The organism is Pseudomonas sp. GW821-FHT01A09, from assembly GCF_058986725.1.
Genome location: NZ_JBYSWB010000033.1, coordinates 1 through 14,657, shown reverse-complemented (window position 1 = coordinate 14,657; position 14,657 = coordinate 1). Strand labels below are relative to the sequence as shown.

Here is a 14,657-nt window from a genome sequence, read left to right as displayed (position 1 = left end):
ATGAGGGATTTCGTAATGAAAACAACGACTTTTTCCGGGCACGCGGTCAGTGTTCTGGCCTTGAGCATGCTCTTTTCTTCAGCCTTCGCTGATACCTTGACCCGCGACAACGGCGCCGCCGTCGGTGACAACCAGAACTCGCAGACCGCCGGTGCCAGCGGGCCGGTGATGCTGCAAGACGTGCAACTGCTGCAAAAGCTCCAGCGCTTTGACCGCGAACGCATTCCGGAGCGCGTCGTACATGCCCGCGGCACCGGGGTGCATGGCGAGTTCGTGGCGTCGAGCAACATCAGCGACTTGAGCAAGGCCAAGGTCTTTACCCCTGGCACCCATACCCCGGTCTTCGTGCGCTTCTCCTCGGTAGTGCACGGCAACCATTCCCCTGAGACCCTGCGCGACCCGCGCGGCTTCGCCACCAAGTTCTACACCGCCGACGGCAACTGGGACCTGGTCGGCAACAACTTCCCGACCTTCTTCATCCGCGATGCGATCAAGTTCCCGGACATGGTCCATGCCTTCAAGCCCGATCCGCGTACCAATCTGGATGACGACTCGCGCCGGTTCGACTTCTTCTCCCATGTGCCGGAAGCCACTCGCACCCTGACCCTGCTGTACTCCAACGAAGGCACGCCGGCGAGCTATCGCTACATGGATGGCAATGGTGTGCATGCCTACAAGCTGGTCAACGCCAAGGGCGAAGTGCATTACGTCAAGTTCCACTGGAAAAGCCTGCAGGGCCTGAAAAATCTCGATCCAGCCGAGGTGGTGCAGACCCAGGGCAAGGACTACGCGCACCTGACCCATGACCTGGTCGGCGCCATCGACAAAGGCGACTTCCCCAAGTGGGACCTGTATATCCAGGTGCTCAAGCCCGAGGATCTGGCCAAGTTCGCCTTCGACCCGCTGGATGCGACCAAGATCTGGCCTGATGTGCCTGAGCAGAAGATCGGCCAGATGGTGCTGAACAAGAACGTCGATAACTTCTTCCAGGAAACCGAGCAGGTGGCCATGTCGCCGGCCAACGTCGTGCCGGGGATCGAGCCGTCCGAAGATCGCCTGCTGCAGGGCCGGGTGTTCTCCTACGCCGATACGCAGATGTACCGCCTGGGCGCCAACGGCATGAACCTGCCGATCAACCGTCCGCTGGTGCCGGTCAACAACGGCAATCAGGACGGCGCGCTGAACAGCGGGCATACCACCACGAGCGTCAATTACGAGCCCAGCCGCCTGAATCCGCGCCCAGCGGACGACAGCGCTCGCTATAGCCAGATGGCCGTGAGTGGCACGACCCAGCAGGCCAAGATCCAGCGCGAGCAGAACTTCAAGCAGGCCGGTGATCTGTATCGCTCCTACTCGCCCAAGGAGCAACAGGACCTGATCAACAGCTTCGGTGGTTCCCTGGCCGATACCGATGCCGAGAGCAAGAACATCATGCTCTCGTATCTGTACAAGGCCGACCCCGCCTACGGCACCGGTGTGACCAAGGTCGCCAAGGGTGATCTGGCCAAGGTCAAGCAACTGGCCGCCAACCTGCAGGACTGACCTGTGAGTTCACCGGCCGCTTTGCTGCGGCCGGTGACGCACTGCAAGGAGATCTGTCATGCGTGACCTGGTGATTTTTTTGTTCATGGGCCTGATGGCGTCTGCCGTCATGGCCGACGAGGCGCCAGCCGGCGATACCCGCCAACAACTCCGGGCGCTGTATTTCGATGCCGCGCGCGAAGGCAGCACCGAACGCCTCGGGGTGTTTATCGAAGCCCACTATGACCTGGATACCCGCGACGAGAATGGCTACACCGCGCTGATCCTGGCGGCCTACCATGGCCAGCGCGCGGCCGTGGAGCAATTGCTGCAGGCGGGCGCCAATCCGTGCAGCCAGGACAAGCGCGGCAACACGGCGCTGATGGGGGCGATCTTCAAGGGCGAGCTGAGCATCGCGCACCGGCTGATGAATGCCGATTGCGCGGTCGATGAGCGCAACGGTTCGGGGCAGACGGCGGCCATGTATGCGGCGCTGTTCCAGCGCAAGGACATTCTCGATGCGTTGGCGGCGAAGGGCGCCGATCTGGATGCTCGTGATGTCACCGGCAATGATGCACGATCGCTGGCGAAGGGGCAGTTCAGTGCGGCGCCGGTGCGTTGATCAAGCCCCGCTGGCGTTGGCCGGAGCGCCACGCTTGAATCACGCGATCACCTTGGCCATCTCCGAAGTCGCCTTCCACCCCGACTGCTCGTACACCGGCTTGCCGACCTGAGTGGCGTGCAGTATCGCGAAGCTCAGCCCGCGGCGCTTGAACTCGGCGTCGGCCAGTTGCATCAATGTCGAGGCCAGGCCGCGGCGGCGGTGGCTGGGTTCGACGAAGACGTTGAGCACGTAGCCGCGTTGATCCTCGGTGGGGTGGGAAGGGTGCGGTGGCCAGTCGATGCTCATCAGGCCAATGGCGGCGACGGGGCGATCGGCGTCGAGCAGGGCGAAGCCGTAGTAGCGGCCATCGGCGAGTCGTGGTTGCAGCCACGGACGAAAATGCTCGGTCATGAGCCTGAGTTGCTCTGGATCGCCACCGGCTTCGAGGAACATTTGGTAGCGGTGTGCGCAGATCATTTCCAGGTCGTCTGGTGTGAGCGATCTGCTAGTCAAACCTGCCCGTTCTGTGTCGTCGGCCATCTTCATCCCTGCCTGTATCCGGTCGTGGCGAACGATAGTAGGAGACCGTGGCGACGAGCGTCAGACACAGATCGATGGATAAAACGCCATACAGCCACCTTGCCCGTGCGCGGGTGAGCGCCGAGTTGTTCGAGCAGACCTGGCGCGCTTCGATCGGCAACGACTCTGTGGCGACAGGACTGGCCCTTTCGCGAGCAAGCTTCGCTACCACGGCGTTGGCTGCGGCTGCGTCGGACGCCTGTAAAAGCGAGACTTGCCCGCGAAGGGGGCAGCGGCCTCGCCACAGAGTGGTTCATGCTCGTGGAAACATCGCGGCGGGGAAGATCGAACAAAATGTGAAAAAGAGTATAAATAAATAATTAAATATTCCTTCCGGTTCTAATCGACAACCTTGATCATCGTCCGGTCGAGGGGGGCGTCCTGCTCTTCCTGATGTGTGCCAACCAACCCGATAACAATCACTCGACAGTAAGAGAGGACCGCCCATGCAGCCGAACAACCAGCGCCGACTGTTTCTCAAGAATTGTGCCGTGGTGGGCGCCGCCGGTGCCTTGGGCCTGGGGCTCAGCGGCTGCGACAAGGGGGACAAGCCCAAGACCGCCAGCGCCGGCCCGGCAGTGGTCGGCAGCGTCGGCGACAAGGTCGTCGAGTTCAAGTACCCGGACAACCCCACCTTCGATCTGATCTACGTCGCCGATTCGCTCGGCTACTTCGATGGCTCGCGCGCCAGGCCCAAGTACATCGGCAAGATCGCCGCGCCGCAGGTCATTCCGCTGACCGGCACCGGTGAAATCGACTTCGGCTCGCGCATGGTGCCGCTGGTGATTTCCGCGATCGCCAGTGGCCTGGACCTGAAGGTGGTCGCCGCCGGCGGCAAGACCCTGCAGGAAGCGCCGCACATGAAGTATTTCGTGCGCAACGACTCGGGCATCTTCAAACCCAAGGACATGGAAGGCAAGACCGTCGGCTTCAACAGCTTTGGCGCCTGCGCCGAGTTCGTGACCAAGAAGTACCTGCGCGAGCAGGGCGTGGATGTGGCAAAGATCAACTGGGTGGTGATCCCCGACAACCAGGCCGAACAGACCCTGGCGACCGGCAACGTCGACATCGCCATCATCCATCCGCCGGCCTCGGGCGGTGCCGAGCACAACCCGGCGCTACGCAAGCTGTGGAGCGACTACGACCTCGATGGCGGCCTCGGCGGCATGGCGCCCTACAGCGTGTACGGCAAGTTCATGCGCGAGCACCCGGAAGCTACCCGTGACGTGGTCTCGGCCATCGCCCGTGCCGCCAACTGGGTCAACGCCAACCCGGACGACGCGCGCAAGATCACCTCGCAACGCATCGGCATGAAGCTCGAACTGGTCGAGCGTTTCGCCTATGTCGACAACTTGGTGGTGACCGAGCCGCCGATCCAGTACTACATCGATATCCTCGAAAACGAGGGCAAGCTGAAAAAGGGCTCGATCCAGGTCAAGGACGTCTACACCAACGAATTCAACCCCTTCGTCAAGGCTGCCGTGTAATGAGTTCAGGTGTCTCCCACAAGATCGTCGCCAGCAATGTGCAGATGGCTTATCAGGCCCGGGATGAAGCCGGGCGAGAAGAGCGCGTGGCGGTGCTGGATGATTTCAACCTGCAAGTGCGCGAAGGCGAGTTTCTGTCGATCCTCGGGCCCTCGGGTTGCGGCAAGTCGACCTTCCTCAACATTCTGGCCGGTTTGACCAAGAAGACCGGCGGCCAGCTGGACATCGACGGCCAGCCGCTGCAAGGCATCAACCGCAGCCAGGGCGTGGTGTTCCAGGGCTATGCCTTGCTGCCCTGGCGCAACGTGCTCGACAACATTGCCGTGGGGCTGGAGATCCGCGGTGTCGGCAAGCGCGAGCGGCTCGAACGCGCGCGCGAATACCTGTCGCTGGTGGGCCTGGACGGCTTCGCCGCGCGCTATCCCCATGAGCTGTCGGGCGGCATGCGTCAGCGCGTGGCTATCGCCCGCTCGCTGGCCTATCAGCCGGACGTGCTGCTGATGGACGAACCCTTCGCGGCGCTGGATGCGCAGACCCGCGAGAACCTGCAGGACGAGTTGCTGCGAATCTGGGAGCTGCACAAGAAGACCATCGTGTTCATCACCCACAGCCTCGATGAGGCGATTTTCCTGTCGGATCGGGTGGCGGTGATGACCCAGCGGCCGGGGCGCATCAAGGAGATCTTCGACATCGACCTGCCGCGCCCGCGGGCCTCGGGTCTGCGCAACACCCACGCCTTCGTCGAGCTGCGCCAGCGTGCCTGGGAGGCCCTGCGCGACGAGGTCAGCCATGACACTAGTGAACCCGAGCCACCGCTGTCTTGGCAGGGCGTGGCGACATTGGGCGGTTATCGCATTGGAGTGTGATTCATGAGTGTCAAAGCGTCTTCGCGCAAGCTGCTCGACAGCAGCCTGGGCATCCTCCTGTTTCTGTTGTTGTGGGAAGCCCTGCCGCGCCTCGGCATCGTCAACCCCGGCTACCTCAGCCCGCCATCGGCGGTGGTGGCGGCGATCTTCGATCTGGCCGCCAACGGCGAATTGCTCAAGCACCTGGAGGCCAGCCTGTGGCGCTCGTTGGCGGGCCTGGCGCTGGCGATCGTCCTGGGCGTCGGCCTGGGCTTGCTGATGGGCTGGTTCACGCGTCTGGAAAGCGTCCTCGATCCGTTGCTGCAGCTGTTTCGGCAGACCTCGGCGCTGGCGCTGTTTCCGGTGTTCATCCTGTTCCTGGGCATTGGTGAGGGCTCGAAAATCGCCATCATCTTCTGGGCCTGCTTCTGGCCGATCCTGTTGAGTACCATCAGCGGGGTCAAGCAGGTCGATACGCTGCTGATCAACTCGGCGCTGTCGATGGGCGCCAACCGGCGCTTTCTGTTTCTCAAGATCGTGCTGCCTTCGGCATCGCCCTCGATCTTTACCGGTGTGCGCCTGGCGGGTGCCTATTGCATCACCGCGCTGGTGGCGGCGGAGATGATCGGCGCGCATTCGGGCCTGGGCTTCCTGACCCTGAACTCCCAGGAGGTGTTTCAGATTCCGAGCATGTACGCGGGTATCCTGCTGCTGGCGCTGGTCGGCCTGGCGCTGAACTTCCTGCTGGCGTTGCTGGAGCGGCGTTTCACCCGCTGGCGTCGGGGCCTGAAACACAGTGGTTAAGCCGCGCTGGGTATTGGCGGCGGCGCTGTGGCTGGGGCTGGTCGTGACCATCGTCTGGCTGCAGCGCACACCCGATGTCCACAGCGTGACACCAGGCCCGCAGTTGCAGGCGGCGCAGGCGCGGCAGGTACTGCGGGTGGGCGTGCGCAGCTACCCGCGGCCCACCGACAGCCGCGAGGCGCTGGTGTCGGAGCCGGATGAAATGGACAGCGCGCTGGCGCGGGCCCTGGCAGGGTACCTGAAGGTGCCGGTGCAACTGCGTGCCTTGCCGGACCGTGACCCGCAGGCGCTGCTCAAGGATGGCAGCATCGACGTGCTGATCGCCGGCAGCCTCGATTTGCCCACGCTGCAAAGCCAGAGTCGCGCACTGGAGGCGCCGCCCAGCGACTACCGCGAGGGCCGTCTGCTGGCGTTGCGCAATGCGCCTTTGCCGAAAAGCGGCCTGCAGGGCGTCAGCGTCTGCGTGGCCGAAGGCAGCCCGTGGCAGGCGCCGTTACGCAAGTTGGGGACCGACCCGCATATCTATCCGTCGTCGATCCGTGCGGCGGTGGCGTTCATGGCGGGCGATTGCAGCTTGCTGGCCGATGAGCGCAACACCCTGGAGCGCCTGCAGGCGCAGCCGGACTGGCGCTTCTACCGTATGCTCGACACGCGTCTCAAGGCCAGCGACGACGCGCGCATCTACCTGGCGAGCAACGACCGCCAAAGCCTGGCCTACCTGCGCGCCGCGCTGCACAGCTGGCAACGTGAGGGCGGGCAGGCACAGGCCTGGGGGCTGCATGACAATGCGGTGCTGATCGACAGTTTGAAGGTGGGGCAGGGGTTGGTGTGTCATTGACCTCTGTAGCGAGGGGGCTTGCCCCCGACAAAACGATCAGCAAAATCCAAAGTGACTGATCCTCCGCCATCGGGGGCAAGCCCCCTCGCTACAGGGGTGAGCTAGGCTTTGCGGACGATTTCAGGGAGCTCGGTGGATGCGGTTGGTGCATCCAGCGTGACCTTGTTGCGCGGCATGAAGATCATCCCCAGCCCGCCCGCCGCCACGAATGCGGCAATCACCAAAAAGCCCGCGGTGTAACTGCCGGTCGTGGTGAACAGCACTCCGGTCAGGTACGGGCCGGTGAAGCCGCTGAGGTTGCCGATGGAGTTGATCAAGCCGATCCCCGCCGCCGCGCCGACGCCGGTCAGCACCTGACCCGGCACCGCCCAAAACACGTTGATGGCGCTGTACACCCCGATTGCCAGCAGAATGAAGCCGATGACAATCACCCAGGGTTGATTGATCACCAGTGCCACGGCGATCGACACCGCCGCCAGCAGCGCCGCGCCGCCCGCATGCCAGTGGCGTTCCTGCAAGCGGTCGGAGCGCCGACTCCAGAGGATCATCGCTACCGCCGCCAGGGCGTAAGGGATGGCGGTGATCAGGCCGTTCTGCATCAGCCCCAGCTCCAGCCCGAACGAGGCGCGGAAGGACTGCAGCACGCTGGGCAGGAAGAAGTTCATGGCGTTGGAGCCTGAGGTAATGCCGAAGTAGATCAACGCCAGCATCCACACCTGACGATTGGCCAGGGCCTTTTTCACCATCTGCCACTTGGTCGGCTGCACGCCCACCACCAGCGGCTTGGCGCGTTCTTCGCGCTCCAGGGTGTCCATCAGCCAAGTGCGTTGCTCCACGGTCAGCCAGTGGGCATCGGCCGGGCGATCGGTGAGGTAGAAGTAACAGACCACGCCGAGGATGATCGCCGGCACCGCTTCGGCGAAATACATCAGCCGCCAGCCAACCATGCCATAGGCATCGCCCAGTTGAATCAGGCCCACCGACAGCGGCCCGCCGATGACCTGGGCGATGGGTACGCCGAGGTAGAAGGTGGCGATCATGCGCGCCCGATAGCGGCTCGGGAACCACAGCGAGAGCAGATAGATCACCCCCGGGAAAAAACCCGCTTCGGCGATGCCGAGCAAAAAGCGCAGGGTGATGAAGTGCCCGGAGGTCTGCAACAGCCCCATGGCGCCGGCGATGATGCCCCAGGTGACCATGATGCGGGCGATCCACACCCGCGCGCCGAAGCGATGCAGCATGACGTTGCTGGGCACTTCGAAGAGGAAGTAACCGAGGAAGAAAATCCCCGCGCCGAGGCCGAAGATCGCCTGGCTTATGCCGATGTCGCTGTTCATCTTCAGCGCGGCGAAACCGACGTTGTTGCGGTCGAGGAAGGCGATCACGAACAGCAGGATCAAGAACGGGATCAGCCGCTTGGTGACGCGGCCGATGGTTTGTCTTTCGATATCGCTGACGTCTGCTGGCGGTATATTCATGGTGCGCGTTCTCGTGTTGTTATTGTTGTGATCTGCAGTGGGCAAGCGGGTAAGGATCTAGGGCTGGGCGGTGTCCTCGATATGGGCGCGCACGATGCTGTCGAAGTCGGCATCGGCCGTGAAGCCCAAGGCGCGGGCCCGTGGTGCATCGACCTGGCTGGGCCAGCTTTCGACGATACGCTGGATGGTCGCGTCGGCCTCCCAGCGAATCAGTTCGACCGCGGCGGGCCCGGCAACTCGCTCCAGCGCCGCGACCATGTCGGCGACCGTGGTGGTCAGGCCCGGCAGCGGGATGATGCGTTCGTTGCCCAGGCGCTGTGGTGACAGGGTCATGGCCAGCAGCATCGATTCCACCGCACGGCGCGGCGATGACAGGTACACCTGGGTGTCCGGGCGCACCGGGCATACCGCCGATTGTCCGGTCAGCGGTTCGCGAATGATCGAGCTGAAGAAGGTCGAGGCCGCCTTGTTGGGCTTGCCCGGGCGCACCACGATGGTCGGCAGGCGCAATACGCGGCCGTCGATGAAGCCCTTGCGCGCGTAATCCGCGACCAGCAGTTCGCCCACGGCTTTCTGCATGCCGTAGGACGATTGCGGGGTCAGGGCGGTATCGTCGTCGACCACCGCCGGCAGGGCGCCGCCGAACACCGCGAAGCCGCTGGCATACACCACCCGTGGGCATTGGCCCTGGCGCCGCAGGGTTTCCAGCAGGTTCAGCAGGCCGTAGAGGTTGACCTGCATGCCGAGGTCGAAATCGGCTTCGGCGGCCGAGCTCACCACCGCCGCCAGATGCCAGATCAGGTCGACGCCCTCGCAGACCTGGGCCAGGGTGGCGGCGTCGCTGATATCGCCCGTCACCACCTCGATACGCGGATCGCGGGGCACACCCTCACCGGCGAAAGCGTCGAACAGCACGATGCGTTCGATGGCCTGGGCGGGTTGTTCGTCGAGGCGCAACTGGCCCGCATCGAGCAGGCGCTGGGCCAGTTGCTTGCCGATGAAGCCGGTGCCACCGGTGATCAGAATTCGCATGGTTGTCCCTTGTTGTTATGGGTAGTGCAGCTTGTAATGGGCAGTGCAGCGCGCACCCTGTGCGCGCTCATGAATCCGCCGACGCTCAGTCCGCCTGCACGGTGCGCTGGCGCTGTTCGCCCAGGCCCTCGATGCCCAGGCGGATTTCCTGGCCGGGGCGCAGATACACCGCGTTGGGCTTGACGCCCATGCCCACACCAGGCGGCGTGCCTGTGGAGATCACATCGCCGGGCTGCAGCGACATGCAGCGGCTCAGGTAAGCGATCAGCGCCGGGATCTGGAACACCAGGGTGCGGGTATTGCCATCCTGATAACGATGGCCGTCGACCTCCAGCCACAGGTCGAGCTGGTGCGGATCGGCGATTTCATCGCGGGTCACCAGCCAGGGGCCCAGTGGCCCGAAGGTGTCGAAGCCCTTGCCTTTGTCCCAGGTGCCGCCGCGCTCCAGCTGCCACTCGCGCTCCGACACGTCGTTGATCACGCAGTAGCCGGCCACGTGCTCCAGCGCGTTGGCCTCATCGATATAGCGTCCGCCCTTGCCGATCACCACGCCGAGCTCGACCTCCCAGTCGGTCTTCTTCGAGTCGCGGGGGATCTGCACGTCATCGTTGGGACCGTTGATGGCACTGGTCCACTTGTTGAAGATCACCGGTTCGCTGGGCACCGCCATGCCTGATTCAGCAGCATGATCAGCATAGTTGAGGCCGATGCAGATGAACTTGCCCACCTGGCCCACGCAAGCGCCGATACGCGGCGAACCGCTCACCAGCGGCAGGCTGGCCGGGTCGAGGCGGGCGAGGGTGGCCAGGCTGCTGGCGTCGAGCGCGGCGCCGGCGATGTCGCTGACGTGGGCGGACAGATCGCGGATCTGCCCCTGGCTGTCGAGCAGGCCGGGTTTTTCCTGGCCTTTGTTTCCGTATCGCAGCAGTTTCATTGGATAGCTTCCCTGAAGGGGTGCAAGAAAGGGGTTCAGACGCTCATGCCGCCATCGATGACGTGCACGCCGCCCGTAGTGTAGGCACTGGCGTCGTCGGCGAGGTAGACCGCGAGCCGGGCGATTTCTTCCGGGGTGCCGATGCGGCCCATGGGTTGACGCGCGACGAAGGCCCGATAGACCTCGTCCTCGCTGCGACCTTCGGCTTTTGCCTGGGTGGCGATGCGTTGGCGCAAGGACGGCGAATCGACGGTGCCAGGGCAAATGGCGTTGCAGCGAATGCCCTGGGCGACGTAGTCGGTGGCGACCGACTTGGTCAGCCCGATCACCGCCGCTTTGCTGGCTGAATAGGCGAAGCGGTTGGGCACGCCTTTGACGCTGGATGCCACCGAGGCCATGTTGACGATGCTGCCACTGCCGGCAGCCAGCATGCCGGGCAGGAAGGCACGGATCATGTGATACATGGCGGTGACGTTGAGATCGAAGGAAAACTGCCAGCCGTGCTCGTCACAATCGAGCAGGGCGCCGCTGTGCACATAGCCTGCGCAGTTGAACAGTACGTCGATTTCGCCGGCCTGCTCGTGGATCGACTCGATGGCCGAAGGCTGGGTCACATCCAGGGTCAGGGCCTGAATGCCGGGCAGGTCGCGCAGGCTGTCGATGTGCAAGTCGGTGGCGATGACCTGGGCGCCGGCCTGCTGGAATGCCAGCACCGATGCCCGGCCAATGCCTTGGGCGGCAGCGGTAATCAGGACGCGTTTATGCTCGAGGCTCATGGGCTGAGGGCTTCCTTGTTGTTATTGGATCGAAGGCCGTGACGCTATGAACCCTAGTGCGGGAATTCGATAATCTCCAATGAGAAATTCTTAATGCTTGATAACGGTCGGTTATCACCTATCCCCTGTAGCGAGGGGGCTTGCCCCCGAAATCCCGGGCTCACAGCCGTGCGGCCAGGCAAGTTACGTCGTATCGGGGGCAAGCCCCCTCGCTACAGGGATGTGCGATAACCAGGGGTTATTGCTTGATGTGGGTATGTCATTGGGCAATCGTGACCGCGCTCACTAGAGTGACCGATGCCCGACCACCCGAGTCTGGGCATCGAACGCTCAGCAGAGGCGCTTATGAGAACAATAAAAAGCTTGCAGACGATGACGATCGTCTTTCTGTTCATGATCGGTGTGGTGAACTACCTCGACCGTAGCGCACTGTCCATTGCCAATACCTCCATTCAAAAAGACCTGTTGATCAGCCCGACGCAGATGGGCTTTCTGCTGTCGGCATTTTCCCTGGCCTATGCGTTTTCGCAATTGCCGCTGGGGGCGCTGATCGATCGACTGGGCAGCAAGCTGGCGCTGGGCGGATCGTTGATCCTCTGGTCGCTGGCGCAGGCCGCGTTCGGCCTGTTCAGCGGCTATGGCCAGTTGCTGGGCATGCGCGTGCTGCTGGGGATTGGCGAGGCGCCGGTGTTTCCGTCGGCGGCCAAGGCCCTGTCGGAATGGTTCGATACTCAGGAGCGCGGCACCGCGACCGGTTGGGTGTGGTCCTCGACCTGCATGGGGCCGTGCCTGGCGCCGCCGCTGCTGACCTTGTTCATGGTGCACCTGGGGTGGCGTGGGATGTTCATCCTTACCGGCGCGATCGGCATCGTCCTGGCGCTGTGCTGGTTTGCCTTCTACAAGAGCAAGGCGCAGTACATGGCCGAAACCGGGCGCGCCGAGCCGCAACCGCTGCAGCGCAGCAAGGCGCCGCGGATCCCGTGGACCACGGTGTTCAAGGATCGCAATACCTGGGGGGCGTTTCTGGGCTTCATGGGGGTGATCTACATGATCTGGCTGCACCTGACCTGGATGCCGGGTTATTTCGAGCGCGAGCATGGTCTGGACCTGTACCGCACCGCCTGGGTGGTGTCGCTGGCCTACCTGTTCGGCGCCATCGGCACGGTATTCGCCGGCAAGGCGTGCGACTGGCTGGTCAAGCGCGGCATGAAGGTGCTGGCCAGCCGCAAGTTGATGGTGATCCTCGGTCTGGTGGCAGCGGCGCTGTTCACCCTGATCGTGGCGTTCGTCGCCAACGTGGTGGCCTGCGTGGTGCTGCTGTGCCTGACCATGTTCTTCATCAATATTTCCAGCGCCACGGCGTGGATGATCGTCAACACCATAGTGCCTTCGGAGCGCGTGGCGTCGTTCGGTTCCATACAGAATTTCGGCGGTTACCTGGCAGGCTCGATTGCGCCGATCCTCACCGGCTTCAGCGTGCAACAGAGTGGCTCGTTTTCATCGGCGTTCGTGATCAGCGCAGTGGTGGCGGCCTGCTCGGCGCTGGCGTATTGGCTGCTGCTCAGAGAGCCACGGGTGGTGCAGGCAGCAGCCCCGGCCGTTAACCCCGGACTGACGCCGCGGGCGTTGTGATCGATTGAAACCGGCCTGCAAGGGCCGGTTAACGCAGGCGGCGCCGACTGAAAATCGCAAGTCTCGCCTCACGCCCCCGCGCTGGTCTCAATGACCATCGTCGCTACTCAGGCAGATGCTGCCCCTGATACAGCGAGCTATTGGTTTCGTCTTCCACCGCGTTGTCGGTGTGGGACTTGACCTGCTCGTGGCTTAGCTCGGGGTCGGCGCTGGTTTCGTCGTCTTCGTGGGGAATGTCCTCATCGCCGCCGAACAGTTCGTGGATGCTGCGCAGTTCTTCAGGGTCCAGTTGCACGTTGCCGGGCGTGCGCGAATCATCTGCTGCGCTGAGCGGAGTGGACTGGGGTGCGTTGGCTTCGATCTTCATGGTCACCTCGCTTGGGCCCGAAAGTGGGCGCATAGCATGTGGAGGTGGCGCAGCTGCAGACGTTCGATCGCCGTGCCGAACGGTCATCAGGACGGCATTGCGTGACCCCGACGGGCGTCGGGGTCGGGAGCGGCTTATTGGGTCAATGCGGCCTTGGCGGCATCCAGGCCAGGCTTGCCATCGAGTGTGGTCACGCCCGCCAGCCATTTGTCGAGGACCTGCGGGTTGGCCTTGATCCATTCGCGCGCGGCGACTTCGGGGCTCTTCTTGTCGGTCAGGACCTTGTCCATCAACTCGTTCTCCATCGGCAGGCTGAACTCGAGGTTGGTCAGGAACTTGCCGACGTTGGGGCAGGAGGCGGAATAGCCTTTGCGCTCGATGGTTTCGACGGTGGCGCCGCCATAGTTGGGGCCGAAGGAGTCATCCCCACCTTCGAGGTACTTCATCTTGTAGTGGGTGTTCATCGGATGCGGTTCCCAGCCCAGGAACACGATCCAGTCCTTGCGCTTGGTGGCCCGGTCGACCTGGGAGAGCATGCCGGCTTCGCTGGACTGCACCAGCTTGAAGGTGCCCAGATCGAACTTGTTGCCGTCGATCAGGCCCTGGATCAGCTTGTTGCCGCCGCCCCCAGGCTGGATGCCGTAGATCTCGCCACGGAATTCCTTCTTGTGCTTGGCGAGGTCGGCGAAGCTGTGCACGCCGGCATCATAGACGTAGTCGGGCACGGCCAGGGTGTACTTGGCACCGGTGAGGTTGACCCGCACCACGCTCAGGCTGCCGTCCTTGAGGTAGGGGGCGATGACGTCGACACCGGAGGGCATCCAGTTGCCGAGGAACACGTCGATCTTGTTGTCCTGCATCGATTTGAAGGTCACCGACACGGCCAGCAGGGTGGTGGTGGTCTTGTAGCCCAGCGCTTCGAGAACCGCAGCGGTGCTCGCGGTGGTCACCGCGATGTCGGTCCAGCCGACGTTGGACAGGCGCACGGTATTGCAGCTTTGCGGGTCGTCGGCATGGGCCATCAAAGGCGTGACGAGCAGGGGAGAGCACAGCGAAATTGCAGCAAGCATCGACTTGAATTTATGCATTCGAGAGTTCCCTGAAGAGTGATGTGACCATCATTTCCGTAAAGCGCCAGCGCCCGGATTCACATCCGGGCGCTGGTGACCGCTCTACTATGGGGGACTCGTGTGACAGTGCCTAGCCTGTTGACGCGTTCAGTTAGATTGCGTCGCATTTGGCACAGGGTCGCCGATGTTGTCCAACAGAATGCGTCCAGATCGAGCTGCGGGCGGTGTCACTGCTGCTTACCGCTCGCGCCAATGGCCCGGTACCCAGATCCAGTCGCGCTCGCCCTCACGATAGTGGCCGGGCACCCAGTGCAGACCAGGCGCGGGCATCACCGGCACGACTTCGACCGGTGGCGGGGGTGGCGGACGACGGTGGTGGGGCTCTTCAACGACGCAGCCCGCCAGCGCGGCGGCAATCAGGGTAGCGGCGAGGGTGGCACGGAAAATCGGCTTCATGGCAGATCCTTGTGGGCAGTCACCTGCGCTCGTTAGCGCGGCGTACGGGGGTTAAACGCGGCTGTCGAGGAAATCCGTCGGTGGCTGTGCACATCCAGCGGGCCTCTTCGCGGGCAAGCCTTGCTCCCACGGGTGTACGACTGGGTAGCAAGGCTTGCCCTGTGGTGGGGGGGGGGGGGGGGGGGGGGGGGGGGGGGGGGGGGGGGGGGGGGGGGGGGGGGGGGGGGGGGGGGG

15 protein-coding genes are annotated in these 14,657 nt (G+C 63.5%); 7 read left to right on the top strand and 8 right to left on the bottom strand.

Annotation, left to right across the window (positions count from 1 at the left end; all coding sequences use genetic code 11):
• Positions 1–66: 66 nt before the first annotated feature.
• Complete coding sequence (gene katB / locus AC3WJP_RS25875) at positions 67–1,542, top strand: catalase KatB (protein ID WP_493723999.1); 1,476 nt, start codon at positions 67–69, stop codon at positions 1,540–1,542.
• A 58-nt stretch (positions 1,543–1,600) separates the two neighbouring features.
• A complete protein-coding gene (locus AC3WJP_RS25870) occupies positions 1,601–2,143 on the top strand; it encodes an ankyrin repeat domain-containing protein (RefSeq protein ID WP_493723971.1) in 543 nt (180 codons plus the stop codon).
• Positions 2,144–2,182: 39 nt separating this feature from the next.
• On the opposite strand, the gene AC3WJP_RS25865 is transcribed toward AC3WJP_RS25870, so the two are convergent.
• Positions 2,183–2,671, bottom strand: coding sequence for a GNAT family N-acetyltransferase (locus AC3WJP_RS25865; RefSeq protein ID WP_493723970.1), 489 nt, complete (start codon positions 2,669–2,671; stop codon positions 2,183–2,185).
• A gap of 479 nt (positions 2,672–3,150) precedes the next feature.
• On the opposite strand from AC3WJP_RS25865, the gene AC3WJP_RS25860 reads away from it, so the two are divergent.
• Genes AC3WJP_RS25860 through AC3WJP_RS25845 form a run of 4 tightly spaced genes read left to right on the top strand, consistent with a single transcriptional unit; the run spans position 3,151 to position 6,678 of the window.
• Entirely contained in the window at positions 3,151–4,191 is a 1,041-nt protein-coding gene (locus AC3WJP_RS25860) for an ABC transporter substrate-binding protein (protein WP_493723969.1), read from the top strand.
• The gene (locus AC3WJP_RS25855; protein WP_493723968.1) at positions 4,191–5,057 is read left to right on the top strand and encodes an ABC transporter ATP-binding protein; all 867 of its coding nucleotides are present in this window, start codon (positions 4,191–4,193) and stop codon (positions 5,055–5,057) included. Before AC3WJP_RS25860 ends, AC3WJP_RS25855 begins: the two co-directional genes overlap by 1 nt.
• Before the next feature lie 3 nt (positions 5,058–5,060).
• A complete protein-coding gene (locus tag AC3WJP_RS25850) occupies positions 5,061–5,840 on the top strand; it encodes an ABC transporter permease (RefSeq protein WP_493723967.1) in 780 nt (259 codons plus the stop codon).
• Positions 5,833–6,678, top strand: a complete 846-nt coding sequence (locus AC3WJP_RS25845; protein WP_493723966.1) for a type 2 periplasmic-binding domain-containing protein — start codon at positions 5,833–5,835, stop codon at positions 6,676–6,678. The genes AC3WJP_RS25850 and AC3WJP_RS25845 overlap by 8 nt, the downstream gene beginning before the upstream one ends.
• 101 nt (positions 6,679–6,779) lie before the next feature.
• On the opposite strand, the gene AC3WJP_RS25840 is transcribed toward AC3WJP_RS25845, so the two are convergent.
• From AC3WJP_RS25840 to AC3WJP_RS25825, 4 genes are all read right to left on the bottom strand, one after another.
• Complete coding sequence (locus tag AC3WJP_RS25840) at positions 6,780–8,156, bottom strand: MFS transporter (RefSeq protein ID WP_493723965.1); 1,377 nt, start codon at positions 8,154–8,156, stop codon at positions 6,780–6,782.
• A gap of 57 nt (positions 8,157–8,213) precedes the next feature.
• Positions 8,214–9,188 (bottom strand): D-erythronate dehydrogenase, encoded by a 975-nt coding sequence (denD, locus tag AC3WJP_RS25835; protein WP_493723964.1) that lies wholly within the window; start codon positions 9,186–9,188, stop codon positions 8,214–8,216.
• A gap of 85 nt (positions 9,189–9,273) precedes the next feature.
• Positions 9,274–10,122 (bottom strand): ureidoglycolate lyase, encoded by an 849-nt coding sequence (locus AC3WJP_RS25830; protein ID WP_493723963.1) that lies wholly within the window; start codon positions 10,120–10,122, stop codon positions 9,274–9,276.
• A gap of 35 nt (positions 10,123–10,157) precedes the next feature.
• Positions 10,158–10,898: an SDR family oxidoreductase gene (locus AC3WJP_RS25825; RefSeq protein ID WP_493723962.1), complete on the bottom strand. Its 741-nt coding sequence runs from the start codon at positions 10,896–10,898 to the stop codon at positions 10,158–10,160.
• A 345-nt stretch (positions 10,899–11,243) separates the two neighbouring features.
• Between AC3WJP_RS25825 and AC3WJP_RS25820 the strand changes: the two genes are divergently transcribed.
• A complete protein-coding gene (locus AC3WJP_RS25820) occupies positions 11,244–12,530 on the top strand; it encodes an MFS transporter (RefSeq protein ID WP_493723961.1) in 1,287 nt (428 codons plus the stop codon).
• A 103-nt stretch (positions 12,531–12,633) separates the two neighbouring features.
• Here the strand turns inward: AC3WJP_RS25820 and AC3WJP_RS25815 are convergent, their stop codons facing one another.
• From AC3WJP_RS25815 to AC3WJP_RS25805, 3 genes are all read right to left on the bottom strand, one after another.
• A complete protein-coding gene (locus AC3WJP_RS25815) occupies positions 12,634–12,897 on the bottom strand; it encodes a hypothetical protein (RefSeq protein WP_493723960.1) in 264 nt (87 codons plus the stop codon).
• 134 nt (positions 12,898–13,031) lie between these two features.
• On the bottom strand, positions 13,032–13,985 hold the full coding sequence (locus AC3WJP_RS25810) for a choline ABC transporter substrate-binding protein (RefSeq protein ID WP_493723959.1): 954 nt from the start codon (positions 13,983–13,985) through the stop codon (positions 13,032–13,034).
• A gap of 219 nt (positions 13,986–14,204) precedes the next feature.
• Positions 14,205–14,423, bottom strand: coding sequence for a YXWGXW repeat-containing protein (locus AC3WJP_RS25805; protein WP_493723958.1), 219 nt, complete (start codon positions 14,421–14,423; stop codon positions 14,205–14,207).
• Positions 14,424–14,657: the final 234 nt, after the last annotated feature.

Coding starts and splice junctions, on each gene's coding strand:
- katB (WP_493723999.1), top strand. CDS start 67: ATGCTCTTTTCTTCAGCCTTCGCTGATACCTTGACCCGCGACAACGGC.
- AC3WJP_RS25870 (WP_493723971.1), top strand. CDS start 1,601: ATGCGTGACCTGGTGATTTTTTTGTTCATGGGCCTGATGGCGTCTGCC.
- AC3WJP_RS25865 (WP_493723970.1), bottom strand. CDS start 2,671: ATGAAGATGGCCGACGACACAGAACGGGCAGGTTTGACTAGCAGATCG.
- AC3WJP_RS25860 (WP_493723969.1), top strand. CDS start 3,151: ATGCAGCCGAACAACCAGCGCCGACTGTTTCTCAAGAATTGTGCCGTG.
- AC3WJP_RS25855 (WP_493723968.1), top strand. CDS start 4,191: ATGAGTTCAGGTGTCTCCCACAAGATCGTCGCCAGCAATGTGCAGATG.
- AC3WJP_RS25850 (WP_493723967.1), top strand. CDS start 5,061: ATGAGTGTCAAAGCGTCTTCGCGCAAGCTGCTCGACAGCAGCCTGGGC.
- AC3WJP_RS25840 (WP_493723965.1), bottom strand. CDS start 8,156: ATGAATATACCGCCAGCAGACGTCAGCGATATCGAAAGACAAACCATC.
- denD (WP_493723964.1), bottom strand. CDS start 9,188: ATGCGAATTCTGATCACCGGTGGCACCGGCTTCATCGGCAAGCAACTG.
- AC3WJP_RS25830 (WP_493723963.1), bottom strand. CDS start 10,122: ATGAAACTGCTGCGATACGGAAACAAAGGCCAGGAAAAACCCGGCCTG.
- AC3WJP_RS25825 (WP_493723962.1), bottom strand. CDS start 10,898: ATGAGCCTCGAGCATAAACGCGTCCTGATTACCGCTGCCGCCCAAGGC.
- AC3WJP_RS25820 (WP_493723961.1), top strand. CDS start 11,244: ATGAGAACAATAAAAAGCTTGCAGACGATGACGATCGTCTTTCTGTTC.
- AC3WJP_RS25815 (WP_493723960.1), bottom strand. CDS start 12,897: ATGAAGATCGAAGCCAACGCACCCCAGTCCACTCCGCTCAGCGCAGCA.
- AC3WJP_RS25810 (WP_493723959.1), bottom strand. CDS start 13,985: ATGCATAAATTCAAGTCGATGCTTGCTGCAATTTCGCTGTGCTCTCCC.
- AC3WJP_RS25805 (WP_493723958.1), bottom strand. CDS start 14,423: ATGAAGCCGATTTTCCGTGCCACCCTCGCCGCTACCCTGATTGCCGCC.